The sequence below is a fragment of the Acidovorax sp. Root275 genome (assembly GCF_001428965.1).
GTDB lineage: Bacteria > Pseudomonadota > Gammaproteobacteria > Burkholderiales > Burkholderiaceae_C > Acidovorax > Acidovorax radicis.
Genome location: NZ_LMJH01000009.1, coordinates 526,272 through 550,775 on the forward strand (window position 1 = coordinate 526,272; position 24,504 = coordinate 550,775).

The 24,504-nt window shown below is 66.6% G+C and carries 27 protein-coding genes; 19 read left to right on the forward strand and 8 right to left on the reverse strand.

Translation table 11 applies throughout. From position 1 onward, the window contains the following. Positions 1 to 42: 42 nt before the first annotated feature. The 3 genes from ASE52_RS17440 to ASE52_RS17450 form a co-directional block, all read right to left on the reverse strand. Entirely contained in the window at positions 43 to 660 is a 618-nt protein-coding gene (locus ASE52_RS17440) for an NAD(P)H-dependent oxidoreductase (RefSeq protein ID WP_057227893.1), read from the reverse strand. 110 nt (positions 661 to 770) lie between these two features. Next, entirely contained in the window at positions 771 to 1,295 is a 525-nt protein-coding gene (locus ASE52_RS17445; protein ID WP_057227895.1) for a DUF1772 domain-containing protein, read from the reverse strand. 144 nt (positions 1,296 to 1,439) lie between these two features. After that, on the reverse strand, positions 1,440 to 2,060 hold the full coding sequence (locus tag ASE52_RS17450) for a Crp/Fnr family transcriptional regulator (protein ID WP_241777038.1): 621 nt from the start codon (positions 2,058 to 2,060) through the stop codon (positions 1,440 to 1,442). Positions 2,061 to 2,211: 151 nt separating this feature from the next. On the opposite strand from ASE52_RS17450, the gene mnmG reads away from it, so the two are divergent. The 16 genes from mnmG (at position 2,212) to ASE52_RS17530 (ending at position 16,795) form a co-directional block, all read left to right on the forward strand. Further along, a complete protein-coding gene (gene mnmG, locus ASE52_RS17455) occupies positions 2,212 to 4,191 on the forward strand; it encodes a tRNA uridine-5-carboxymethylaminomethyl(34) synthesis enzyme MnmG (protein ID WP_057227899.1) in 1,980 nt (659 codons plus the stop codon). After that, positions 4,188 to 4,865: a 16S rRNA (guanine(527)-N(7))-methyltransferase RsmG gene (gene rsmG / locus ASE52_RS17460; RefSeq protein ID WP_057227900.1), complete on the forward strand. Its 678-nt coding sequence runs from the start codon at positions 4,188 to 4,190 to the stop codon at positions 4,863 to 4,865. The genes mnmG and rsmG overlap by 4 nt, the downstream gene beginning before the upstream one ends. A gap of 105 nt (positions 4,866 to 4,970) precedes the next feature. Beyond that, positions 4,971 to 5,585: a LysE family transporter gene (locus ASE52_RS17465; RefSeq protein WP_057227902.1), complete on the forward strand. Its 615-nt coding sequence runs from the start codon at positions 4,971 to 4,973 to the stop codon at positions 5,583 to 5,585. 42 nt (positions 5,586 to 5,627) lie between these two features. After that, on the forward strand, positions 5,628 to 6,440 hold the full coding sequence (locus ASE52_RS17470) for an AAA family ATPase (protein WP_057227904.1): 813 nt from the start codon (positions 5,628 to 5,630) through the stop codon (positions 6,438 to 6,440). Positions 6,441 to 6,474: 34 nt separating this feature from the next. Beyond that, positions 6,475 to 7,020: an alpha/beta hydrolase gene (locus ASE52_RS17475; RefSeq protein WP_057227906.1), complete on the forward strand. Its 546-nt coding sequence runs from the start codon at positions 6,475 to 6,477 to the stop codon at positions 7,018 to 7,020. Next, positions 7,017 to 7,274 (forward strand): hypothetical protein, encoded by a 258-nt coding sequence (locus ASE52_RS17480; RefSeq protein WP_057227908.1) that lies wholly within the window; start codon positions 7,017 to 7,019, stop codon positions 7,272 to 7,274. The genes ASE52_RS17475 and ASE52_RS17480 overlap by 4 nt, the downstream gene beginning before the upstream one ends. Before the next feature lie 20 nt (positions 7,275 to 7,294). Continuing rightward, positions 7,295 to 7,591 (forward strand): cupin domain-containing protein, encoded by a 297-nt coding sequence (locus ASE52_RS17485; protein WP_057227910.1) that lies wholly within the window; start codon positions 7,295 to 7,297, stop codon positions 7,589 to 7,591. A 37-nt stretch (positions 7,592 to 7,628) separates the two neighbouring features. Then, positions 7,629 to 8,546 (forward strand): ParB/RepB/Spo0J family partition protein, encoded by a 918-nt coding sequence (locus ASE52_RS17490; protein ID WP_010465109.1) that lies wholly within the window; start codon positions 7,629 to 7,631, stop codon positions 8,544 to 8,546. Positions 8,547 to 8,784: 238 nt separating this feature from the next. Beyond that, positions 8,785 to 10,125: a hypothetical protein gene (locus tag ASE52_RS17495; protein WP_057228538.1), complete on the forward strand. Its 1,341-nt coding sequence runs from the start codon at positions 8,785 to 8,787 to the stop codon at positions 10,123 to 10,125. Positions 10,126 to 10,135: 10 nt separating this feature from the next. Then, positions 10,136 to 10,879, forward strand: a complete 744-nt coding sequence (locus tag ASE52_RS17500; RefSeq protein ID WP_057227912.1) for a hypothetical protein — start codon at positions 10,136 to 10,138, stop codon at positions 10,877 to 10,879. 327 nt (positions 10,880 to 11,206) lie between these two features. Further along, entirely contained in the window at positions 11,207 to 12,739 is a 1,533-nt protein-coding gene (locus tag ASE52_RS17505; protein WP_010465115.1) for a hypothetical protein, read from the forward strand. Positions 12,740 to 12,774: 35 nt separating this feature from the next. Continuing rightward, positions 12,775 to 13,185, forward strand: coding sequence for a YcfL family protein (locus ASE52_RS17510; RefSeq protein WP_010465116.1), 411 nt, complete (start codon positions 12,775 to 12,777; stop codon positions 13,183 to 13,185). Between the two features lie 47 nt (positions 13,186 to 13,232). Then, a complete protein-coding gene (gene lpoB / locus ASE52_RS17515) occupies positions 13,233 to 13,847 on the forward strand; it encodes a penicillin-binding protein activator LpoB (RefSeq protein WP_010465118.1) in 615 nt (204 codons plus the stop codon). 190 nt (positions 13,848 to 14,037) lie between these two features. Further along, on the forward strand, positions 14,038 to 15,000 hold the full coding sequence (locus tag ASE52_RS17520; RefSeq protein ID WP_010465120.1) for a hypothetical protein: 963 nt from the start codon (positions 14,038 to 14,040) through the stop codon (positions 14,998 to 15,000). A gap of 215 nt (positions 15,001 to 15,215) precedes the next feature. Further along, a complete protein-coding gene (locus tag ASE52_RS17525; protein ID WP_241777039.1) occupies positions 15,216 to 16,265 on the forward strand; it encodes an alpha/beta hydrolase in 1,050 nt (349 codons plus the stop codon). Beyond that, on the forward strand, positions 16,244 to 16,795 hold the full coding sequence (locus ASE52_RS17530; protein WP_158004171.1) for a DUF4952 domain-containing protein: 552 nt from the start codon (positions 16,244 to 16,246) through the stop codon (positions 16,793 to 16,795). The genes ASE52_RS17525 and ASE52_RS17530 overlap by 22 nt, the downstream gene beginning before the upstream one ends. Positions 16,796 to 16,861: 66 nt before the next feature. Here ASE52_RS17530 and ASE52_RS17535 read toward each other — a convergent pair whose 3' ends face one another. Next, the gene (locus tag ASE52_RS17535; RefSeq protein ID WP_057227918.1) at positions 16,862 to 17,800 is read right to left on the reverse strand and encodes a LysR substrate-binding domain-containing protein; all 939 of its coding nucleotides are present in this window, start codon (positions 17,798 to 17,800) and stop codon (positions 16,862 to 16,864) included. 167 nt (positions 17,801 to 17,967) lie between these two features. Between ASE52_RS17535 and ASE52_RS17540 the strand changes: the two genes are divergently transcribed. Further along, positions 17,968 to 18,372, forward strand: coding sequence for a tautomerase family protein (locus tag ASE52_RS17540; RefSeq protein ID WP_057227920.1), 405 nt, complete (start codon positions 17,968 to 17,970; stop codon positions 18,370 to 18,372). 12 nt (positions 18,373 to 18,384) lie between these two features. Here ASE52_RS17540 and ASE52_RS17545 read toward each other — a convergent pair whose 3' ends face one another. The 3 genes from ASE52_RS17545 to ASE52_RS17555 form a co-directional block, all read right to left on the reverse strand. After that, positions 18,385 to 19,023, reverse strand: coding sequence for a flavin reductase family protein (locus ASE52_RS17545; RefSeq protein WP_010465131.1), 639 nt, complete (start codon positions 19,021 to 19,023; stop codon positions 18,385 to 18,387). A gap of 249 nt (positions 19,024 to 19,272) precedes the next feature. Continuing rightward, positions 19,273 to 20,592 carry a hypothetical protein gene (locus tag ASE52_RS17550; RefSeq protein WP_057227922.1) on the reverse strand — a complete coding sequence of 440 codons (1,320 nt, stop codon included), beginning with the start codon at positions 20,590 to 20,592 and terminating at the stop codon, positions 19,273 to 19,275. 251 nt (positions 20,593 to 20,843) lie between these two features. Continuing rightward, positions 20,844 to 21,812: a helix-turn-helix transcriptional regulator gene (locus ASE52_RS17555; RefSeq protein WP_198928120.1), complete on the reverse strand. Its 969-nt coding sequence runs from the start codon at positions 21,810 to 21,812 to the stop codon at positions 20,844 to 20,846. A 65-nt stretch (positions 21,813 to 21,877) separates the two neighbouring features. Here ASE52_RS17555 and ASE52_RS17560 point away from each other — a divergent pair, with 65 nt between their 5' ends. Then, positions 21,878 to 23,146 (forward strand): MFS transporter, encoded by a 1,269-nt coding sequence (locus tag ASE52_RS17560; protein ID WP_010465136.1) that lies wholly within the window; start codon positions 21,878 to 21,880, stop codon positions 23,144 to 23,146. A gap of 188 nt (positions 23,147 to 23,334) precedes the next feature. Beyond that, positions 23,335 to 23,847: a DUF1993 domain-containing protein gene (locus ASE52_RS17565; protein WP_010465138.1), complete on the forward strand. Its 513-nt coding sequence runs from the start codon at positions 23,335 to 23,337 to the stop codon at positions 23,845 to 23,847. Between the two features lie 105 nt (positions 23,848 to 23,952). Here the strand turns inward: ASE52_RS17565 and ASE52_RS17570 are convergent, their stop codons facing one another. Next, complete coding sequence (locus ASE52_RS17570; RefSeq protein ID WP_057227924.1) at positions 23,953 to 24,414, reverse strand: Lrp/AsnC family transcriptional regulator; 462 nt, start codon at positions 24,412 to 24,414, stop codon at positions 23,953 to 23,955. Positions 24,415 to 24,504 lie beyond the last annotated feature (90 nt).

Below are 24,504 nucleotides of genomic sequence, written 5' to 3' on the forward strand. Positions count from 1 at the left end.
TCGGGCAAGCGCTAGAGGCCAATTTGACTCAAATTTTGGCGTTCAATGGCCAGCGGCAGCATCGCCGTGCAGGCGGCTGGATGCCCACAGCACCTGGTCGACCACGGCGCGCACGCGGTCGCGGTGGGCGGGCTGGATGAGGGCGCCGCTGTCGTCAAACGCGCTGCCGGCCGAGCCCAGTGCAAACGCCTTGGGCGCCAGCCAGCATTCGGCGTTGATGAGCAAGGGGGCCAGATGGCTTTGCGAGCGCAGGCCGCCCAGTGCCCCCGGCGACGCGCTGAGCATGCCCACCACCTTGCCGCGAAAGCTCTTGCCGCCGTCCTGCCAGTCAGGGTTGCCTTTGACGGGGCTGGAGGCCCAGTCGATGGTGTTCTTGAGCAGGGCGGTGTAGCTGCCGTTGTATTCGGGCGAGCAGATCACCCAGGCGGGGTGTTGCCACAAAATTTCCTTGAGCCGGATCACGTCGGCCGGTGTGCCCTGGGCTTCGAGATCTGCGTTGTACAGCGGGATGTCGAAGTCCGACAGCTCCAGCAGCGTGACGGTGGCACCCGCATCGCGTGCGATGGCGGCGGTGGCGTGGGCCAGTTTGCGGTTGAAGGATTGCTGGCGCGTGCTGCCGGCAAAGATGAGGAGGGAGGAGGGGGAGGTGGTCTGGGGCATGGTGCCTGCGATTGAATCACAGGCGGGCGGCAGGAATCCTGCAAGCGGGGTGTGCTGAACAGGGTTTTGTGTCGCGGCTCCACGGTGGTGAGTGCAGGCTGTGCGGCGATCTACGTGCGACGACCGGCCAGCCGCCCCACCAGCGTTCCCAGCGCTGCCGCAAAACACCCCACGCTGAGCAGCGCACGCCACAGATTGGCGGCATTCCACTGGTCGCGCACCTGGGGCCAGTCGTTGGGCAGGGCCTGGGGGTTCCAGGCTTCGGTGGTGTGGTTGAGCGGCAGGTTGACCTGCTGGGTGAAGAACACGATGCCCAGCAGGTAGGCCGCGCCGACCAGGGCCAGCAGGCGCCACCACAGCGCGCGGTGTTCACGCCAGGCCGTGGCTATCGCCAGCGCGCACCACAAGGGTGGGCCAAAGAACAGCACAAAGAACAGGGCGTGCCGCACGTTGCGGTTGAAGGCCGATTGCACGGTGGCATAGGTCGCGCCGTCCATCTGCAACATGGCCAGATTGACGTTGGCGCTGTAGGTGCCGAAGAACCCGGCCATGAGGCCCAGCCACAACACGGCGAAGGCATGGGGTATGAGGGAGAGCCGGGCAGGCGTGTTGTGGGGGTGTGGGGCGGTGGTCATGGGGGCGGGCCTTTGGGGAGATGCCCGCACTCTGCCGATGGCCCGTGCCCTGCGCCTTATCCTTTGATAAGAGCGGCTCACAAAACTCCCCTGGGGTCGTGGTTCCGTCTTGTCGTACCGCTTGTACTGCCTGCGACGGAACGCCTAGCCAGGGCCGCTGCGCTGAGTTTTGTTAGCCGCTCTAAGCCCCATCTCGCTGCGCAGGCGCGACAGCGAGACATCGGTCACGCCGAGGTACGACGCCAGGTGCTTGAGGGCGATGCGCTCGGCCCATTGCGGGTGTTGCTCCAGCAAGCGGGTGTAGCGCTGGCGGGCGCTGAGTTGCAGAAATTCCTGCTCGCGCTGCATCTTGCCGTCGAGCAGGGCGCAGAGCACCCGGTGCTCCAGGGCCGTCCACGGAGCCCAGCCCACGCCGGGCAGTGGGTCGCTGGGATGGAGGGGCAGCGCCCACACCACGCTGTCTTCCAATGGTTCCACGTGAAACATCACCGGCTGCTGGCGCAGCGTGGGGGTGATGGGCCAGCACAGGGCGCCGTCCAGAAAGAAGTTCTTGTTGGACTCGGCCCCGTCGCGGTCCAGGTAGTACAGCCGCAGCGCACCGCGCTCCACCCACCACAGGTGCCGCCAGTGTTCGCCGGCTCGCAGCAGGGGCTGGCCGCGCTCCAGCAAGCGCCGTTCGGCGCGTGCCCACCAGGTCTCCACGGCCGGAGGCGGAGCGCCCAGCAACTTGGTCAGGAAGAGGGTGAGGGGGCTGGAAACAGACACGGCCTGCGCAAAGTGGGAAAATCGCGGGTTGCCTGCTGGGGCACCGGGTGCGCCCGCCACCAGCAGGGCCGGTGTGCGGCGCCCTGGGTAGGGTGCCCGCGTGCACCGGGTGTTTTGATTATCGGGCCCGCCAGGCCCCGGAGTGTTCCCCATGTTGTATCCCCAGGAATTTGATGTGATCGTTGTCGGCGGTGGCCATGCTGGCACCGAGGCCGCACTGGCCGCTGCGCGGATGGGCAGCAAGACCTTGCTGCTGACCCACAACATCGAGACGCTGGGGCAGATGAGCTGCAACCCCAGCATCGGCGGAATCGGCAAGGGCCACCTGGTGAAAGAGGTGGATGCGCTGGGTGGCGCGATGGCGCTGGCCACGGACGAGGGCGGTATCCAGTTCCGCATTCTCAATAGCAGCAAGGGCCCCGCCGTGCGTGCCACGCGCGCCCAGGCGGACCGCATTCTGTACAAGGCCGCGATCCGCCGCATGCTGGAGAACCAGCCGAATCTGTGGTTGTTCCAGCAGGCGGTGGACGACCTGATGGTGGAGGGCGACCGCGTGGTGGGTGCCGTCACGCAGGTGGGTATCCGGTTCCGCTCGCGCACCGTGGTGCTGACAGCCGGGACCTTTCTGGACGGCAAGATCCATGTGGGCCTGAACAACTACGCAGCGGGCCGGGCGGGGGACCCGCCTGCGGTGTCGTTGTCGGCACGCCTCAAGGAGTTGAAGCTGCCCCAGGGCCGCCTGAAGACCGGCACGCCGCCCCGGCTGGACGGGCGCAGCATCGACTTTTCGAAGTGTGCGGAGCAGCCCGGTGATGGGATGCCCGGAGGCGTGAATGAGGGAACGGTGCCTGTGTTCAGCTTCATGGGCAATGCACAGATGCACCCGCGCCAAATGCCTTGCTGGATCACCCACACCAACGAACGCACGCACGACATCATCCGCAGCGGCTTCGACCGCAGCCCCATGTTCACCGGCAAGATCGAGGGCGTCGGCCCGCGCTACTGCCCCAGTGTGGAAGACAAGATCAACCGCTTTGCCGACAAGGACAGCCACCAGATCTTCCTGGAGCCCGAAGGCCTGACCACGCACGAGTTCTACCCCAACGGCATCAGCACCAGCCTGCCGTTCGACATCCAGTACGAGCTGGTGCGCAGCATGCCGGGCCTGGAGAACGCGCACATCCTGCGCCCCGGCTACGCCATCGAGTACGACTACTTTGACCCACGCTCGCTCAAGAGCAGCTTCGAGACGCGACAGATCCAGGGCCTGTTCTTTGCAGGGCAGATCAACGGCACCACCGGTTATGAAGAGGCGGCGGCCCAGGGCCTGTTCGCAGGCATCAACGCCGCCCTGCAGTGCCGGGGCGACGCGCCTTGGCTGCCTGGCCGCGACGAGGCCTACCTGGGCGTGCTGGTGGACGACCTGATCACTAAGGGCGTGACCGAGCCCTACCGCATGTTCACCAGCCGGGCCGAGTTCCGCCTGCAGCTGCGCGAGGACAACGCGGACATGCGCCTGACGGAAACAGGGCGCCGCATGGGCTTGGTGGACGACGCGCGCTGGGATGCGTTCAGCCGCAAGCGGGACGCTGTTTCACGTGAAACAGAACGCCTGAAAGCCACCTGGGTGAACCCGCGCAGCCTGCCTGCGGCAGAGTCTGAACGGGTGCTCGGCAAGAGCATTGAGCATGAATACAACCTGTTCGAGCTGCTGCGCCGCCCCGATGTGAACTACGCCAATCTGGTGTCCATGGACGGTGGCAAATACGCGACCAATGATGTTTCACGTGAAACGCTGGGGCCCCTGAGTGAGCCCGTGGTGGAGCAGGTGGAGATTGCCGCCAAGTATTCGGGCTACATCGACCGCCAGAAGGACGAGGTGGAGCGCGCAGCGCATTTTGAAAAGCTGCGCCTGCCAGCCGAGCTGGACTACATGCAAGTCACCGCCCTGAGCATCGAGGCACGCCAGGTGCTCAGTCGCCACCGGCCCGAAACCCTGGGCCACGCCTCGCGCATCACGGGCATCACCCCGGCGGCGATCTCGCTGCTGATGGTGCATCTCAAGAAGGGCGGGTTCAAGGAGTTTGCGGTGGCTGCGGCTGCCAAGGCAGAGGGGGAAGTGGCGGCATGACGACGGCAGTGACAAACGACAGCTTGCGCCAACAGCTGCAGGCAGGGGCCGATGCCTTGGCCCTGGGTCTGACCGACGCCCAGATCACCCTGTTGATGGATTTTCTGGCCCTGCTGCAGAAGTGGAACAAGGTCTACAACCTGACCTCCGTGCGCGATCCGCAGGAGATGATGACGCACCATCTGCTGGACAGCCTGGCCGCTGTGCCACCGCTGCGCCGCCACGTTGCAGTGCTGGCAGGGGAGGGCCACAGCGCTGTGCGCTTGCTCGACGTCGGCTCGGGCGGAGGCCTGCCCGGAGTGGTGTTTGCCATCTGCTGCCCGGAGGTGGATGTGAGCTGCGTAGACACCGTGGGCAAGAAGGCGGCGTTCATCCAGCAGGCGGCGGTGACTCTCAAGCTGCGCAACCTGCATGGCGTGCACGCGCGGGTCGAGACGCTGACAACACCCTTTGACATCATCAGCTGTCGCGCCTTTGCTTCGCTGCCCGACTTCGTGACCTGGTCGCGGGCTGCGCTGGTGGCGCCCCACGGCGTCTGGCTGGCCATGAAAGGCAAACACCCCGAGGATGAAATTGCGGCGCTCCCCGCCGATGTGTCAGTGTTTCACGTGGAACAGCTCACCGTCCCCGGTCTTGACGCCGAGCGCTGCATCATCTGGATGAAGCCAGCCTGAACCCGGACGTTGACTTTTCAGCGGCAGGGCAGGGTGGTCGCGTAAACTCGGCTCCTCATTGCGGGTGCATCCTCTGAGCACCCATCCAGCGCACCGGGAGAAATCATGTTTGGCATCGCAGACTACGGCGCCTTTGTCGCCGCCATTGTGTTGTTCCTGCTCATTCCAGGCCCCGGCAATCTGGCGCTCATCACCTCCACCAGCAAGGGCGGCGTGCGCGGTGGCCTGGCGGCCACGATGGGCGTGATCGCGGGTGACCAGGTGCTGATGTGGGCGGCGGTGGCCGGTGTGGCGGCCTTGCTGGCCACGTACCCCACGGCGTTCAATGCAGTGCAGTGGCTGGGCGCAGCCTACCTGGCCTGGCTGGGTTTCAAGATGCTCACGGCCAAGCCGGGAGCACAACCCATCCTCAACATCCAGCCGCGCCACTACTTCAAGCAGGCCGGGCTGATCACCTTGCTCAACCCCAAGGCCATCGTGTTTTACATGGCGTTCTTTCCGCTGTTTGTGGACCCGGCCCGGCACCAGGGCTTGCTGACCTTTAGCGTGATGGCGGCGACGGTGGCGGTGCTGACGTTTATCTACGGGCTGGTCGCCGTGCTGCTCACGCACCACCTGGCCGAGCGCATGCGCGCCAACCCGCGCATCGGCCGCGTGCTGGAGAAGGTGGCGGGCGTCTTTCTGATCGGCTTTGGCATCAAGCTCGCCATCTCCAAATAAAACAACGACAACGACAACAACAACACGGACTGCAACACCCACATGGCCAAAATTTTCTGCGTTGCCAACCAAAAGGGTGGCGTTGGCAAGACCACCACCACTGTCAACCTTGCTGCGGGTCTGGCCAAGATCGGCCAGCGCGTGTTGATGGTGGACCTGGACCCGCAGGGCAACGCCACCATGGGTTCGGGCGTGGACAAGCGCAGCCTCGACCTCACGGTGTACGACGTGCTGCTCGAATCCGCCTCGGTCAAAGAGGCGGCCGTGCTGTCGGAAAAATGTGGCTACTGGGTGCTGGGTGCCAACCGCGAGCTGGCGGGCGCCGAGGTGGAACTGGTGGCGCTGGAGCACCGCGAAAAGCGCCTGAAGGCCGCGCTGGCCGAGGCCGATGGCGACTACGACTTTGTGCTTATCGACTGCCCCCCGTCGCTCTCCATGCTCACGCTCAACGGCCTGTGCAGCGCGCACGGCGTGATCGTGCCCATGCAGTGCGAATACTTCGCGCTCGAAGGCCTGACCGACCTGGTCAACACCATCAAGCAGGTGCACGCCAACCTGAATGCCGACCTGCAGATCATTGGCCTGCTGCGGGTGATGTTCGACCCGCGCATCACCTTGCAGCAGCAGGTCAGCGATCAGCTCAAGGGCCACTTTGGCGAGAAGGTGTTCAACAGCGTGATCCCGCGCAACGTGCGCCTGGCCGAAGCGCCCAGCTACGGGCTGCCCGGTGTGGTGTTCGACCCGGCCGCAAAAGGCAGCCAGGCTTTTGTCGAATTTGCGCAAGAGATGGTCGAACGGGTGCAAACCATGCCTGCCGCAGCGTCTTCCATGGCAAAAATGGCATCTGGCGCATGATGGATAAGCGTTAATAGCTATTAAATTGATAGTAATGAAGGCTTCCAACGTCTTGCTGCTGCCCGGCTGGCAGAACTCGGGCCCTGATCATTGGCAAACCCTGTGGGAGGCCCGCTATGGCTACCACCGCGTGGAGCAGCACGACTGGATGCGCCCGCTGCGCGGCGACTGGTCGGCGCGGCTGGAAGAAACCGTGGTCGATGCCGATAGCCCCGTGGTGCTGGTGGCGCACAGCCTGGGCTGCATCCTCACCGCTTGGTGGGCTGCGCATTCGGCCAACGCGCACCGCGTGGTGGGCGCGCTGCTGGTGGCTCCGGGCGATGTGGAGCGGCCCGACCTGGCCGCGCAGATCCACGGCTGGGCACCCATTGCGCGCCAGCCGCTGCCGTTCCCTGCCGTGCTGGTAGGCAGTCGCAACGATCCGTATTGCAGCTTTGAGCGCGCGCAAGCCCTGGGCCAGGTCTGGGGCGCGCGTTTTATCGATTACGGCGAGCGCGGCCACATCAATGCCGAGTCGGGCCTGGGCGATTGGGACGAAGGCCACGCCTGGCTGCACGAACTGGCGGGTGATGTCGCATGAAGCTGCGGACCTTCTGGCACAAGCCAGCATCGGTTGAACCGCCCGCAGTGCCGTCGCCACAAAAGCTCGATCCCGCGTGGCTCGAGGCGCCGCTCACCATACTCTCCTGGTTTTTACCGGGCGGCGCCGTGGTGGTGGGCGCACTGGGGCAGTTCATGCTGGCCCTGGTGCTGCTGGCCATCGCATTCGGTGTATGGCTTCGTTTGTGGCGCAGCCGCAAGAAGCGCCGTGCGGTGGGCCGCCCCACGTTTTGAAATACTTGTGCTTCTGACCCATGACCAAAATCAACCTGTCCGCCGTCGCCGACAAACTGCCCCGCGCCTGGAACTCCACCGTCGTGGGCCAGGCCGCTGGCGCCAACTTCAAGGTGCTGCGCATGGACGACGCTGCCTACCCCGACGAGTCGCACGACTTTGACGAGGCGCTGCTGGTGCTCGACGGCTGCATGCGCCTGGACCTGCAGGGGCGGGTCATCGAGGTGAACGCGGGTGAGGTGTTCATCGTGCCCGCTGGCGTGCCCCACGCGGTGGCACCGGGCAGCCATGGCACGCTGGTCATCATCGACCGCTGAAGACTTTTTCCCCATTCCTTTTCGCGAGAAGCATTTCATGGTCACCAAAAAACCCAAGGGCCTCGGCCGAGGCCTCGAAGCCCTGCTGGGCCCCAAGGTCGAAGAAAAAGTGGAGCAGGCCCAGGCGGCCGAAGCCGGGCTGCCCAGCAGCCTGCCGCTGTCTGAACTGGTGCCCGGCGTGTACCAGCCCCGCACGCGCATGGATGAAGGGGCGCTGTACGAGCTGGCTGAATCCATCAAGGCCCAGGGCATCATGCAGCCTATCCTGGTGCGGCGCCTGACGGGTGGTGACAACGCCGGCAAGTACGAAATCATCGCGGGCGAGCGGCGGTTCCGCGCCTCGCGCCTGGCGGGCCTGGCCGAGGTGCCGGTGCTGGTGCGCGACGTGCCCGACGAGTCGGCGGCGGCCATGGCGCTCATCGAGAACATCCAGCGCGAAGACCTCAACCCGCTGGAAGAAGCCCACGGGCTGCAGCGCTTGGTCAAGGAGTTTGGCCTCACGCACGAGCTGGCCGCGCAGGCCGTGGGCCGCTCGCGCAGCGCCGCCAGCAACCTGCTGCGCCTGTTGAACCTGGCCGAGCCGGTGCAGACCATGCTGATGGCCGGCGACATCGACATGGGCCATGCGCGCGCGCTGCTATCGCTGGACCGCGCCGCGCAGATCACGGCGGGCAACCAGATCGCGGCCAAGAAGCTGTCGGTGCGCGAGGCTGAGGCGCTGGTCAAGAAGATCGGCGCCGAGTTCAGCCTGGTGCCGCAAAAGCCCCAGAAGGAAAAGTCGCGCGACTTGAAGCGCGTGGAGGAAGAACTCTCGGACCTGCTCATGGCCGAGGTCGAGGTGCGCGTGAAAAAGCGCGTGAAGCGCCATGGCCGGGTAGAGGACATGGGCGAACTGGCAATCCAGTTCGGCTCGCTGGAGGCCTTGAACGGGCTGATCGACCGCCTGCGGGGCTGATCTCCCTGCACACCAGGGGCGCCGTTCTGCTTCGGTGCAACCATGCGTGAAATAGCGCACAGAAACGGTTTCCAGCCGTAACTTGCGCAGGCAAAATGCGTCTGTGCGGGGCCTACACTGCGCTGCGTTCAACACACCCGGGTTGACCGCAAGGCCTCTTCACAGGGCGGCGAAAGCGCCGTTCTGCGGCCCACGATGGTTTGCCGGGTGATCCATGTATCTCCTGGAGCAGACCCCCATGACCCCTTTGCGCTTCGTCCTGACCCCCGCCTGCCTGGCCGTTGGCCTGTGCATCGCCAGCCTGGGCGCCCAGGCCCAAACCACCAAACCCCCCAAGGTCCAGCTGTGGATGGACGTGTCCACCGGCACCATGGCGGGCATGCCCGAAATGGACAGCCTGCCCGGTGGCGGCGGTTTGCTCGGCGGTCTCATGGGCGGCGGCGCGCAGGGCAGGGCGGGCGGTGGCAACACGGCCTATGGCAACGCCCGCGCCATGTCCATCATGCCGCCGCGTGTCATCGACATCGCCTTGCACAACACCCTGCGCCCTGGCGTCGAAGCCAGCCAGGCCATTCCCGCGGGCATGCGCATGGGCGAATCCCTGCCGCTGATCCCCCCGCGCGCGCAGCCCACCCAGACCGAGCCGGGTGAGGTGCCCCAGGAGTACCAGCAGCACCAGCCCAAGGGCCGCATCCTGCTCTACTGGGGCTGTGGCGCCACGGTGCGCGCGGGCCAGCCCCGCGTGATCGACCTGGCGCGCGCCAAGCCCACGGACTATGCCCAGGCCTTTGCCGGCCGCGCCGTGCCCGACCGGGGGCCGCGCGTGGGCCCGGCCTATGCGCTGTACCCCAATGAACGCAACCAGGTGAGCCTGTCGCGTGACGCCTCGCTGGTGGGCGAGCACCAGGTGCGCGGCGACGGTGTGCCCGCGTCGATGAAGTTCACGCTGGGCGCGGCGCAAGACCTGATGCCCGCCATCGACCTGCGCACCACCGGCAAGCCACAGGACAGCATGGGCACCAGCTGGCAGCCCGTGCGCAATGCGCGCGCCTACTACCTGCATGCCATGTCGCAGAACGGGGACGACCTCGTGATGTGGTCCAGCGCCGAGACGCCCGACACGGGCATGGGCCTGTTCGACTACCTGTCGCCCGCCACCGTCGACCGCTGGCTCAAGGAGCGGGTGCTGCTGCAGCCCGAAACCACGCAGTGCGCCATCCCCCAGGGCATCTTTGCGGGCGGCGGGCGCGATGCCACGCCCATGCTGCGCATGATGGCCTACGGCGGCGAAAGCCACATCGTGCACCCGCCGCGCCCGGCCGACCCCAAGGCCGCGTGGGAGCCCGAGTGGGCCGTGCGCGTGCGTGTCAAGTCGCACACCATGGCGATGCTGGGCGAAGAGATGCAGGGGCGGCGCGGCGGCAGCATGGGTGCCGCACCCGGCGCACCCTCGGGCGGCGCCTATTCCAGCGGCATGGGCGGCGCGCCGGCAGGCCAGCAGCCAGCGGGCGAGGGTGGTACGGATGCGGGCAACGTGGTGAACCCCGTGAACCTGCTGCGCGGCATTTTTGGCCGTTGAGAACGAACCCATGTTGGCCCTGCGCATGCCCTGGCCCCTGCCTGCGTTGTTGGCGTGGGCGTGCGCGTGGCTGATTTTTGTGGCCCTGCAGCGCGCGGTCCCGCCCGTGGCGGCCTTGCTGGCTGCCTGCCTGCTCGGGACGGCGGCCAGTGTGCTGGGCGACAGCTGGTGGCGGCGCGGGCTGATTGCGGCGGGCTTTCCGCTGTCGCTGGCGCTGCTGGGCGCGGCCAGCCTGCCGACCTGGGCGTGGCTGGTGCCGCTGGCGCTGCTGCTGCTGGTCTACCCCCTGAACGCCTGGCGCGATGCGCCGCTGTTTCCCACGCCCCACCATGCGCTGCAGTCCCTGGCCTCGCAGGCCCCGTTGCCGCTGGGGGCCCGGGTGCTGGATGCGGGCAGCGGCGTGGGCGATGGCCTGAAGGCGCTGCGCCATGCCTACCCGGCCGCGCAACTGGAGGGCATCGAATGGAGCTGGCCCCTGCGCCTGCTGTGCGCCCTGCGGTGCCCCTGGGCCCGGGTGCGGCGCGCCGACATGTGGGCCGAGGACTGGAGCCCCTACCGCATGGTGTACCTGTTCCAGCGGCCCGAGAGCATGGCCCGCGCCGCCGCCAAGGCCCAGGCCGAGCTGGCACCCGGCGCATGGCTGGTGAGTCTGGAGTTCGCAGTGCCCGGCGTATTGCCCTGCGCGCAGCTGCGTGCGCCCGGTGGCCGCGTGGTCTGGCTGTACCGCCTTCCCCTGAACCGCCTGGAGGCATGAGATGCCCATGTTCGATTGCGATTTGAGCTGTTCGGCGCGGTTACAGAAAAGATACAAGCTTTTGCTACATTGCGTCCCTGGCTACAACCCCATACAAAACTACCAAGAAACTCACAGCCAGAGGGGGCTGCCAGCAGCACGTGAACGCGCCGGGAGGGGGCGCACCGGCCGCCAGCACCTTCCTTGTCCGGACTTCCCATCCTGCAGGCCACACCGGCTTCTGCGGCGCACCACCCTGACCGGTGTGCCCGCAGCGCGGTGCCGTCTTGCGCGTGGACATGGCCGGGGTTTTCTGGTGCACAACCGACCGATCTGCAAGGAGCATTCATGACCGCCCACCCATCCCGTTTCCGCCCACGCCTTCTGTGGGTGCTGGCCCTGAGCGCCGCCCTGACCGGCTGCGCCACCATGCAGAGCCATGACAAGCTGGCGACCGACATGCAAAACGCTGGCCGCAGCGGCGGCATTCCCGCCGCCATCGCCCAGCTCGAAAGCACGGCCAAGAGCGAGGAAGAAAAAACCGCGCTGCTCTACAACATGGAACGCGGCGAATTGCTGCGCATGGACCGCCGCTACCCCGACAGCACCAACGCTTTCTTGCTGGCTGACATCAAGGTCAAGGAATGGGAAGAGACTGCCAAGACCAACCCCAGCAAGCTCATGGGCACCGTGGGCGCTGCGCTGATCAGCGAACGCCTGAAGGTCTACGAAGGCCAGGACTATGAAAAAGTGTGGGTGACCACACGCCTGGCGCTCAACCGCATGGCCGTGGGAGATTTCGAAAACGCCCGCGTGGACATCAAGCGCACCCACGAGCGTGAAGCCATCATTGCCGAGTTCCGTTCGAAGGAAACCCTGGCGGCGGAAGAAGAAGCCAAGTCCAAGGGCGCTACCTCGGGGGGCAAGGAACTCAACGGCTACCCCGTCGAGACGCTCAACGACCCCGAAGTGCTGGCCCTCAAGAACGGCTACCAGAACGCCCTCTCCCACTATCTGGCCGGTTTCCTGTACGAAATGCTCAACGAGCCTGGCCTGGCTGCGCCCGGCTACCGCAAGGCCATCGAACTCAAGCCCGAAACCGGTGTGCTCGAAGAAGGCCTGCGCGGCCTGGACAACCGCACCGGCTTTACCTGGAAGCGCCGCCAGCGCATGACCGATGTGCTCTTCATCGTCGAAGCCGGTGATGCCCCTGCGCGCAAACCCAAGGCCTTCACCATCCCCGTGCCTACGGGCCGGGGCCTGGTCACGGCCAGCATCTCCTATCCGGTGATCGAGCCTTCCAAGGACGCCCTGCTGACCACCATCTCCGCCGCCGGTACCGACCTCAAGCTTGAAAAGGTGGTGGACGTGAACGTGATGGCGCGCCGTGCGCTCAAGGACGAAATGCCCGGCATGGTGCTGCGCGGCTTCACCCGTGCCGTGGCCAAGGGCGTGCTGCAGAACGAACTGCAAAAGCGTGGCGGCCTGATTGGCGGCATCATCGGTGCGGCGGCCTCGGTGGCCACCGAGCAGGCGGACGATCGCATGTGGCGCATGCTGCCCGGCCGTGTGTACGTGGCCCGTGGCTACCTGCCACCGGGCGAGCACGTGGTGAGCGTCAATGGCCGCCAACTGCCCCAGCCGATCAAGATCGACGGCCAGTACGCCCTGGTGCCCCTGCGCATGTATGACAACAGTGTGCTGACCGGCGACGTGGCCATGCTGGGCCAGCTGCCCACCGTGGCTGCCGCACAAGCGGCCCCGGCGGCAGCAACACCCGCCGCCCCGACGCGCACCTCCAACAACAACCGCACCCGCGCGGTGCCCCAGTCGGCGGTCAAGTCCACGGCGACCACCCCTGCGGCGCCTGCCAAGAACTGAACCCGCATATGTCCCATTTTCAAGGAGCCTCTGGCATGAGAACCCGTTTTGCCCTTGCTGCTGCACCCGCCCTTGTGTGCGCGGCCCTCACGATGACCCTGGCCACCAGTGCCAGTGCCCAGCTGCACGACCCAGCCACCCCGCTGGCCGTGGCCTCCAAGGTCGCCCTGCGCGGCGAAGCCAATAGCATCGCTGTGCGCGAGATGCGCATCGTGCGCAAGAACGACATCCTTGTGGTGCAGGCCGACATGGCCAACATGGGCCGCACCGACCGCACCGTGTTCTACCGCTTCAAGTGGCTGGACAACGTAGGCAACCAGGTGGGCGACGGCGAATCCTGGAAGCAGATGAGCGTGCTGGGCCTGGGCCAGCAGACCGTCAAGAGCGTGGCGCCCACTGCCGCGGCGGTCGACCTGCGCCTTGAAATGAATGTGGAGCCGCGCTGAACCCGCGCTGCCCCATCGAAATATTGTTGAGTGAGGAGTTGAAAACCATGACAAAGAACACCATCCAGCGCAGCGCGCTGATCCTGGCCTTCGCGGCCGGCACGCTGGCCCTGTCGGCCTGCCAGAACCTGTCTTCGCCCACCGTGCGTTTTGACCGCCAGGTCAACTACGGCGACGCCAAGGCCGTCGAGCTCGTGACCAACGAGTTCGGCTCCACCGACCTGCAGATGATTGCCGAGAAGATGACCGGCGGCCTGCTGGAAACCGGCATCTTCCAGGGCCGCCCCACGGTGACGATCTCCACCGTGAAGAACAAGACCAGCGAGTACATCGATACCACCAACGTGATGAGCTCGATCCAGACCGCACTGGTCAAGTCGGGCAAGGTGCGTTTTGTGCGCTCCATCAACGAGATGCAGCAGGGCGTGGATGAGCTGCAGCGCCAGAACCAGAGCGGCCTGTACAAGCAGGGCACCACCGCCAAGGTCGGCCAGATGACGGCAGCCAAATACACCATGGAAGGCGAGCTCACCAGCATCGTCAAGCAGAACAACAACACCAAGGACGTGTACTACAAGTTCACGCTCAAGCTGTTTGATGTGCAAGAAGGCACGATCGAATGGCAGGACGAGAAGGAAATCCGCAAGACAAGTAAGAGGTAACCCCCTGAGCGGCTGCACCGCTTCCCCCTTTCTCTCGCGCTGCGCGCGGGAAGGGGGACGACGCCCTCGCTGCGGGGCGGCCCTTGCTTGGCGTCCCGCGCCTGGGTCGCGCCAGTATCGGACGATGTTGGCGATGGCCCGTATCGTTTGATGAACACATGACATTCCGTTAGCTCACCAGGAGCATCACATGCAACGTAGAACCACTCTCCACACGGCCCTGGCCGTGATCGCCGCCACCACCATGGCCTGGGGCGGCACCGCCCTGGCGCAGCAGCCCGGCGCGGCGCCCAAGATCGCAGTGACCGACCTGGCCTACGCCCAGCGCGTGTCCGAGTACTTCCTGGCCGGCACCTACCAGCGCAGCAGCCAGATGAGCGCGGGCGGCAGCCACAGTGGCGGCTACAGCCACGGCCCCTACGGCGGCTCGGGCTCGCACTCGGGCAGCCAGCACATGCAGGCGTCCGAGCAGGCCAGCGGCACCTACGTGGCTGGTCGCTACAGCTACATCGAGCAGCGCGAGCTCGGCGGCTACACCAACGACATCAAGGGCGCCATCCTGCAGGGCACCTACTTCCGCCTGATCCAGGGCAAGGGTTTTGACGCCGGCAAGCCGCAAAACAGCAAGGCCGAGCAGATACTCAATCAGGTGCAGACCGGCAAGATGGCCACGCCCCAGGTGCAGCCCCAGGTCAACGACGTGATCAGCCGCATCAAGAAGGGCGAGTTCAACGGCGCCGACTACGTGCTGTTCGGCGTGGTCTCCAGCATCGACTTTACCGACGCGCTCTCGCCGCTGCAGGGCACCACCAGCGCCACACGCCAGTACGGCCTGCAGCTCCTGGCCGATTTCTCGCTGATCAACACCAAGACCTACGAGATCAAGGCCGCGTTCTCCGCCCAGGGCGAAGGCAACGACACCAAGATCCTGTCGATCCGTGGCGACATCGCCCCGCCCAACCGTGCCAAGGTGATACGCGAGACCTCGCTGTCGCTGGCGCAGGACGTGTACCAGCAGATGGCCATGCAGCTGGGCTACACCGACGCGAACCTGGCGCGCGGCGTGCGCCCTGCACCGGTGTACCAGCAGGGAGGCCAGCCCATGCCCATGCCGCAGCCCCAGCAGCCTGAGCAAGTCCTCATCTTGAAGTAGCAGGGGCAACCCCCTGAGGCGCTGCCGCTCGGTGCTGACCGCCGGAGGCGGCAGCCTCTTGCTCGGCATCTCGCGCTGGGCGGCGCACCAGTAGCAGGTGCAGTTCCCTGGGTGGTCGCAGTCATGCCAGACTGTGGCCTGTGCTCAACGTAAAACACCTTTCTGCTTCTGCCGCACCTTTGCGGCCCCTGGCCAGCCCTGTGCTGGCCTTTTTCGTGGCCACGGCCGTTGCCTGTGTGCTTGGTGGCTGCGCCGCATCGCCCCCTCCGTTCTATGCGGCGGCCGTGTCCGAATCGCTGGTGAATGTGTACGGGCCCGAAGCTTCCGCAGAGACACCGCAGGCGCCCGCGCAGGCCCCGGTGGCGCCGACCCAGGCCCCACCCCCGTCGGAGACCTTCACACTGCGGCCGCTGCCAGGCACCGATGGCGCCACGCTCCAGGCCCTCGCGCGCAGCGAACGCACCGCACCGCTGCGCTACCGTGTGATCGTCATCCCCGGCTCCGGCTGCGCGGGCATGGGGCCGATTGCGGACCGCTACTTTGCCGGCCTGCTGCACGCCCAGGTGCTGGTGCTGCACAAGCCCGGTGTGGACCCCCAGGCGCGCACGGCGCCCGCAGACTGCGCACGCGACTTTGTGCAGCAGGACCGTCTCTCCACCTGGCTGGCCCACGCCCGCGCCGCTCTGGTCGCGGATGCGCAGCAGCGCGAACGTGAAGGCGCGCCCGCGCTGCCGCAGCTGCTGGTGGGTATTTCCGAAGGGGCCGAGCTGTTGCCCGCCCTGGCGCCCGAGGTGCCGCAACTTGCCGGCCTGGTGATGCTGGCCTCCAGCGGGCTGGACCCGCAGGAGGCCGGTGCCCTGCAGGCACAGCGCCTGGAGGCGCAAGCAGACTGGGAGGAGCTGGGCCGCGTGGTGGGCGGGCGCCGTCCCGATAGCACCGTGGCGCAGGGCCGCAGCCTGGGCTATTGGCGCGACCTGTGGAACTGGCCGTTGACCCTGCCGCTGGTGCAAAGCCCTTGGCCGTTGGTGCAGGTGTGGGGCAGCGACGACGCGCTGGTGCCCGCCTCCGCCTACGAGCGTTTTGCGGAAATGGCCGCTGTGCGCACCGTGCCCTATTGCGCGCGGCGCATCGACGGCGCAGACCACGGCCTGCAGCGCCGCAGGGCCGGTGGCGAGGGCGCGGACGGCGTGCAGCAGGTGTGGGCCTGGACCGAACAGTGGGCGCGCGAACCGGCCGCTGGCTTGTGCGCACCGCTGTTGCGGTAGCACGGATGCAGCTCCTGGCGCGCTGGCGGGCGCGTGCTGACCTGAGCGGGCAGCCCACCCAGCCCACCCAGCCCTCGCGGCAGCGCGGCTGGGCGGGCATCGTGGGCACGGTGGCACTGCTCTGCCTGGGGTTCCTCGCGCCCGCCGCCTGGGGCCAGCCCGCCACCCGTTGTGCCGACTTCCTGGCCGCGCAGCGGCACAAGCCGCCGGGACTGGAGTGGGTGGGTTGCACTGAAGGCCGCGACCACCAGCTGCGTGCACTGATTGCCACCTACCGCGTGCCGGGCGTGCAGGCGGCTGCGGTGGAGCGCTACCTGGTGCGGCGCACCGGCATGGCGCCACTGCGTTTTGTGTGCTGCGGCTGGGAGCCCCGCAGCGGGCAGCAGGGGCCGGGCCGTTTGCCGGGCCCGGCCGGGCAGCCCATGCGTGTGGACATGCATTCGGGCGAAACCCTGGTCACATGCCGCAGCGACTGGTCGCAGATCCCATGGTTCGAGGTGCGTGTCACGCTGCCGCTGGAGTCGCCGTAGGCGCCCTGATCGTCGAAATGCCGGTGTCTGGCGTGGCGACCCCTGGAAGATCGGCGGCAGTTTTTTCTAGCCCGCCTGCGGACCAGGGGGGACGGGGTTGGCGTGGGCCTGTGCCTGCAGCCAGGCGCAGAACACATCGAGCCGGGGCAGGGGGCCGCTGGTGCGGCGCCGCACCACGTAGTCATACCCCGAGGCCACAAAACCCAGCGGTGCCACCAGCCGCCCTGCCAACACGTCGTCCATCACCAGATGCCACGGGGCCACGGCAATGCCCAGCCCGCGCACGGCAGCCTCCAGCGTGAAGTAGTAGTGCTCGAACTCCGGCCCCGGCTGCGAAGGTGTGGGCACGGGCTCGGGCACGGCAGCGCCCGCCGCTGCCCCCCACATGGCCCAGGCGTTGCGCCGCGTGCGGGTGTGCAGGCGCAGGGGTGCCAGGGCCGGGTCCGCCAGGTCGGCGGGTTGCTGCAGCGCCACCCGCTGCGCCAGTTCGGGGCTCAGCACCGGGCCCAGGTGTTCGGCAAACAGCCGTTGCTCCCTGCTGGCATCCAGCGCTCCGGTGGCCTCCTCGGCGGTGATGGCCAGATCGCCGTGTTGGCGCTTGGCATCGGTGCCAGCGTCGGTGGTGCGCAGGCGCACCTCGATGCCCGGGTGCTGGGCCTGGAAGTCGAACAGCCGGGGGATCAGCCATTTCACGGTGAAGGTGCTGAAGCAGGCCACATCCAGCGGCCCTCGGCTGGGGTCGCTGACCTCGCGCACGGCATCGGCGATGTGGGCAAAAGCATGGGTCAGCACCGGCTGCAGCACATGCGCCGCCGGGGTGAGGGTGGGGCGGGCCTTGCTGCCATCAAACAGGGCCACGCCCAGGTGCTGCTCAAGCTGGCGCACCTGGCGGCTGATGGCGCCGGGTGTGACCGACAGCTCGTCCGCCGCCGCTGTCATGCGGCCCAGCCGGGCAGCAGCCTCGAACGCACGCAGGGCACTCAGTGGGGGCAGACGGTGGCTCATATATGTGATTTTAAGACACATAAAAACAGCCAAATCATCGCTTTTCAATCATGAAATTGATAGCAAAAATAGATGGAACGTTAAGCGCTGACGGCTTGAATTGTTTGAAAACTGGCAACCGCTGGCCTGAATGCCATATTTGATTTGAATGAACATAGGAGAAAACCATGCCCTTTATCCGCACCAACGTTCCGCAGGACACCCCCGCCGCCACGCGCGAGGCCATCGTGCAAGGCATCCACCAGGCGCTGGTGGACGGCATTGGCATGCCGCCGGACGAGCTGTTCAACCTGGTCGCCGCCTACGCTCCCGGTGAATTTGCCTGCAGCCCCACCTTCAACGGTGTGGCCCGGTCCGACCGCGTGGTGGTGGTCGAGATCACGCTGCGGCGTGGGCGCAGCGATGCGATGAAGCGGGCCCTCTATGCCGCCATCGCGCGCAACCTGTTGGCCATGGCGGGCGTGGCGCCGGCCGATGTATTCATCTTCATGCACGAGAACGACTATTCCGACTGGTCCGTGGGCCATGGCCGGTTTGCGATGGACCTGGTCCAGAACAACGCGGCAGCCTGAGCGCTGTGTTCCCTAGCGCGGCCGGACCATCTTGAACAGCTGCTCCGGCCCCACGGTAAAGTAATCGGCTGGGCCGCCACCGCGCAGGATGTGGCCCGCGTTCGCCGTGTCGTACACGCCGTCCTTGAGCAGTGCCCGGTCGATGTGCACGGCCACCACTTCGCCCAGCACCAGCCAGGTGTCCACCTTCTCCCCGTCCACGCCTTGCAGCCGCAGGATCTGCGTGCTGCGGCATTCAAAGGTGACGGGGCTTTCGGCCACGCGCGGCGGGCGCACGCGGGTGGAGGGCCGGGTGCTGAGGCCCGTCAACTCGAACTCGCTCACCTCGGGCGGCACGGCGGCGCAGCTCTGGTTCATCACCTCGGCCAGGTCGCGCGTGGCCAGGTTCCACACAAATTCGCCCGTGGCCTCCACGTTGCGCACCGTGTCCTTGTAGCCAATGCTGGCAAAGCCCACGATGGGCGGCACGTAGTTGAAGGCGTTGAAAAAGCTGTAGGGTGCCAGGTTGGTGGCGCCCGCCGCGCTCTGCGTGGAGATCCAGCCGATGGGGCGCGGCCCCACGATGGCGTTGAACGGGTCGTGCGGCAGGCCGTGGCCCAGGCGGGGCTCGTAGCTGTGGATGTCGTCGCGGCGGGGTGGGGTGGTGTTCATGGGGCGCAGGAAGGTTGGATGAGGTGCACGCTGCAGCGGGTGTTCCTTTCACCGCGCAGACTCCGTTTCGCACATTACCTCCGGCTTGTGCTGGGGACAGTCACCAGGATTTCAAAAACGCTACAAAAATAATAGCTTAAGGCGCTTTATGGACAAGCGGGGAAAGCCATTTCTATCAAAAAAAATTGGACCACAAGGGTCCATTTTTGGATGGTGATTTCCTGTCGCCGCTGGGGTGCCGGCGGCATCTTATTTCTGGAACAGCACCAGCTGGGTCTCTGTCGCCACCATGCCGCCCCTTTCGGCGGTCATCGTCACTTCGTAGCGGGTGCCGGGCAGCGGTACCTGGGAGGTGAAGCTGAACGAGAAGTCACCATTGCCATCGGCCTGTACACGCTGCGACAGCAATTCCTGGTTCAGGCCAAACACGCCGACGAGGGTGCCTACCGCATTCACCTTCACATCCACCACCGCGCCAGGCACGGTGCGGCCGCGTATGACAACGGCGCCCCTGTCGACCGTGGCATTGTTGGCATGGCTGCTCACCTGCAGCTGCACGGTGGTCGGCGCGGCGTTCGCTTGCGAAGCGACGTTGAAGGTCCAGTTCTGGCGCATGCCGTTGCCCACCAGGTCCCGGGCGGTCACTTCCACCGGATACCGGCCGGTGGGCAGGTCCGCGCGGTAGGTGAAAAACTGCGGTGTGATCTGCGAGGTGGACGTGACATCGCGTCCCGCGATCACGATGCGAACGCTCTTGGGGTCCACACCCACACCACCGACGTCATCAAACGTCCCGGACACCGAGGTGGCAGCACTGCGCGGGATTGTCTCCCCGTCGCGCGGCGACACATGGCGAATCACCGGCGGTTTGGCATCGGCGATCAGGGGCTGGGTCAGGGTCGAGGAGACCGTGCGGTCACCGACACGCAAGGTGGCCACCGTGGGGCGCGACGGCGCCAGGTTGTCCATGCGGCGGATGGTGTACGCACCCTCATACACGCCCGGCGATACCTCGCGCATCGGTACGTTGTCGATGACACCGGGAATGTCGAAATCAGCCCTGCCTCCTGGGGCGCCGTTCAGCGTAAAGCGCAATTCGGCGCCGGGCTCCATCTTGTCGATGGGGGCAACCGAGAAACGGTCGATCTTCAGGCCAGGTGGCGGTGCCGCCACCGCGTTCCGGCCACCAACGTCGGCCGGAAGCGAGTAGTTGCTGGTGATGGTGCGGTTGCGCACCTTCAGCGTGGCGCGCACGGCGCTGCCTTCATGGAGGCGGTCCTGGCGGCGGACGGTGTAGCTGCCCGTGTACACGCCCCGTTCGGTTTCCTGCAGCACGATGGCCCGAGGCACACCGGCAACATGGAGTTGGACCCGGCCCCGCGGTGTGCCTTCTATCGTGAACTGCAGATCTGCGCCGGCCCGCAGACCGTCGTCTGTGACCACCTGCAGTGATCGCAATTCAGGGGCGGCGGGCTGCGCCATGACCGTACCCGGAACGACCATCAGGGCGGTGGCGGCCGGGAGCAGCAGGAAAAAGGCTGCCACCTGGTTGCGAATGTGTTTTGTCATGGTGTTCAAACCTTTGTAGGGAGATTGCCCACTGTGACGGCCACGGAAGATTTCGAACGTAGGCGGGCAGGACTAACGACCCAGGACAGGGCGCTGATCGACTGTCAGGCGCACGCCCGGTCTGGCCATTTCACGCGGCGGCCCCGCACCGCTGCGCGGCGTGCGCCAGCGGGGCGCAGATGTGACAGGAAAGCGCTGGGGCCTGCTGTCCACGTCCACCGGGCTTCGGCATCCCTGTGGTTGCGCTCCCCCTAGTTCGCAGGCACTGGCTGCTGCTGCCCCAGAAACCGTCCTGGCGGCTGCCCCACTGACTTGCGCACCATGGCGCTGAAGGCGCTGGGGCTGTAGCCCAGTTCGGCGGCGATCTGGCCCATGGGCATGCGCCCGGCGGCCAGCGACACGGCCTTGGCCAGGATCACCTGCTGGCGCCACTGGGTGAAGGTGCTGCCCAGTTCGGAGCGGAACAACCGCGCCACGGTGCGGGGGCTGGCGCCGGTGTCCCGCGCCCAGTCGGCCAGGGTTTCATGGCGCGTGGGGTCGGCCAGCACGGCTTCGCACAGATGGCGAAGGCGCTTGTCCTGGGGCAGGTCCACGCCCAGCTTCACGGCGGCGGCGCGGGCCAGTTCGTCGCGCACCAGGGCGCTCAGGTGCTGCTCGCGCAGCAGTTCGGCGGCTGTGGGGGCCGGGCCGCCGTCAGGAGTGGTGGGCATCTCGCGCACCAGCGAGCGCAGCAGGTCGGACACCTCCAGCACGCGGCACTGGCGCCAGGCGGCGGTTTCGTCATCGCTGCGCTGGCGGGGGTTGCCACTGCCCAGGGCGCCTGGCCCGCACTGGCCGCGTGGCTGGTGAAAGTACAGCGTGCGCAGGTCGGCATCCTCCACCATGGTCACGGCATGTTCCACCCCGGGCGGAATCCACAGCGCTCGCGAGGGCGGCACGATGTAGGTGCCGTGGCTCACGGTGAGCCGGATCACGCCCGTGGTCGAGATCGCCACCTGTGCCCAGGGGTGGCTGTGGGGCATCACCTGGGTGTCGGCGGCCAGCCAGCGCAGCTTGGCGCGCACCGGGCGGGCGGCGGTGGGCACAAACAGCTCGGGCGTGAGCGAACCGACGTACGACAGCCCGCGCCGGGCACGTGGCACGACCTGGGCGGCAAAGTGCTCCACCCCCGGTTCGGGGAGCGCGAAGGGCGCGGGAGGCGTGGCAGGCAGGTTTGGCATGTTTGCGATAGAACTTGGCCGACTATCGTAAACCTGCCGAAGCCTCCCTGCCTAAGATCAGGCCCATGACCCCTTCCTCCTCCGGCACCGCCACCAACCCTGTCCCGCTGCGGCAGGATGCCCGCACCATCGGCCTCATTGGCCTGGCCCATGGCAGCTCGCACTTTTTCCACATGCTGCTGCCGCCGCTGTTCCCGTGGCTGATCGGCGAGTTTGGCTTCAGCTACTCCGAGCTGGGCCTGCTGGTGTCGGTGTTTTTTGTGATCTCGGGCGTGGGCCAGGCGCTGTCGGGCTTTTTGGTGGACCGCGTGGGTGCGCGGCCGGTGATGTTTTTTGCGCTGTCGAGTTTTGCGGCGGCAGGCCTGGCTGCGGGCACCGCGCAGGGCTACCCGGGGCTTTTGCTGGCAGCGGCCCTGGCGGGCTTGGGCAATGCGCCCTTCCACCCGGTGGACTTCACGATATTGAACAAACGCGTGTCGCCGCAGCGCCTGGGGCATGGCTTTTCGGTGCACGGTATCAGCGGCAATCTGGGCTGGGCCACGGCACCGGTGTTCATGGCGGGCATCGCCACGGCCACGGGGTCGTGGCGCACGGCCTGCCTGTGCGGCGCCCTGTTCGCTCTTGCGGTGCTGGCTATCATGGTCTGGAACCGCGATGCGCTGGATGACCGCCAGGGCGCCTGGGCGCACCAGGCCAAGGGCGGGGCCGGGGCGGCCAAGCCCGAGCACCCCATGGCCTTCCTCAAGCTGCCCTCGGTGTGGCTGTGTTTCTCGTTCTTCTTCTGGAGCACCTGCGCACTGAGCGCCATCCAGAGTTTTGCCAGCCCGGCGCTGCAGTCCATGTACGGGCTGCCGCTCAGCGTTACCGCCATGGTCGTCACCGGCTACATGCTGTGCGGCGCGGCGGGCATGCTGATCGGTGGCTTTCTGGTGGGGCGTGTGCAGCGGCTGGAGAAGATCATCTCGGTGTGCCTGCTGGGTTCGGCCGCGCTGCTGGTGGTGGTGGGTTTGGGCTTTTTGCCCGGCATGGCGGCGGTGGCCGTGGCTTCGGTGGCGGGTCTGGGCACGGGCCTGGCCGGCCCCTCGCGCGACATGCTCATCAAGCGCGCGGCGCCCCCTGGCGCCACGGGCCGGGTGTATGGCACCGTGTATTCGGGCCTGGACCTGGGCTTTTGCCTGGCCGCCCCGGCCTTTGGCGCCATGCTGGACCAGGGTATGACCTCGGGCATCTTCTACGGCTCGGCCTTCACGCTGGCGCTGAGTGTGGTGTCGGCAGCGCTGGTGGGGGTGGGCGTGGCAGCACGGGCCGCTCGGCCCCTGGCAACCGCTGCCTGAGCGGGAGAGGCGAAGCGGTCCCTCGTTGGTGGATCGTCGGCGGGGCATCGATCAATGGGCCCGGTGCGCCAGGGGTTCTGGGCGCGGGTCAGCGCATGGATGGGGCTTGTGTTGCAATCGCTGTCGACTGCGCTGGGGCCTTTGAATGGCCTGCAGTGTGCAGCCCCCCAACACCATAAGGACCCCCCATGACCCACCCCATCTACAACGCCAGCATCCCTGTCTTCCGCCAGATGCTGGGTTCCCTGAAAGACGTGCTGGCCAAGACCGAGGCCCACGCCACGGCGCGCAAGATCGAGCCGGACGCTTTGCTGCAGGCGCGGCTGTTCCCCGACATGTTTCCGCTGGCCCGCCAGGTGCTGATTGCCTGCGACTTCGCCAAAGGCGTGGCCGCACGCCTGGCCGGGGTGGAGGTGCCGTCCTTCCCCGACGCCGAGCGCCCCGGTTTTGCCGACCTGAATGAACGCCTCGACGCCGTGCTGGCGTTTGTCGAAGGCCTGCCAGAGGCGGCGTTTGCCGATGCCGCCACGCGCCAGATCACCATCCAGCCCGGCACGCCGCGCGAGAAGCAGTTTGTGGGCGAACACTACCTGCTGCACTACGGCCTGCCGCAGTTTTTCTTCCACGTGAACGCGACCTACGCCATTGCGCGCCACAACGGCGTGGAACTGGGCAAGCGCGACTACATGGGCAAATACTGATCCGTACGCCTGAAAGGCAGCCCGGGGTGACCTGGGCCTGCCTTGTCCCCGGGCCAACCGGCACCCATGCCACAGGCCAGGGCGCAGAAGGTTCCTCAAGGGCCGCTACTGCGCGTAGTTCAGTGGCAGCGCGGTGGTGAACTTGATTTCTTCCATCGCAAAACTCGAACTCACGTCCGACAGCGCCACGGCCTGCGTGAGCCGCTTGTAGACCGCGTCGTAGGCACGGATGTCGGGCACCACCACGCGCAGCAGGTAGTCCACGTCCCCGCTCATGCGGTAGAACTCGACGATCTCGGGAATCCCCATCACGGTATCCCGCAGGGTCTCGAACCATTGCTGGTGGTGCTGGCTGGTCTTGACCGCCACGAACACCGTCACACCCACATTCACCTTGCACGGGTCCACCAGGGCGACGTGGCGGGTGATGTAGCCCTTCTCGCGCAGCCACTGAACGCGCCGCCAGCAGGGTGTGTTGGACAGGTGCACGGCCTCGGCCAGCTCGGCCAGCGGTGTCTCGGCATTTTGCTGCAGCATCGCCAGCAGTTGGCGGTCAATGGAATCCAAATTCTGTTTCACGGCAAATATGAAAAATCGTTTCTCATATTTGGCGCTAATCGGGGCATAAAAGCAAAATGATTCCGGGACCCGTGCCAC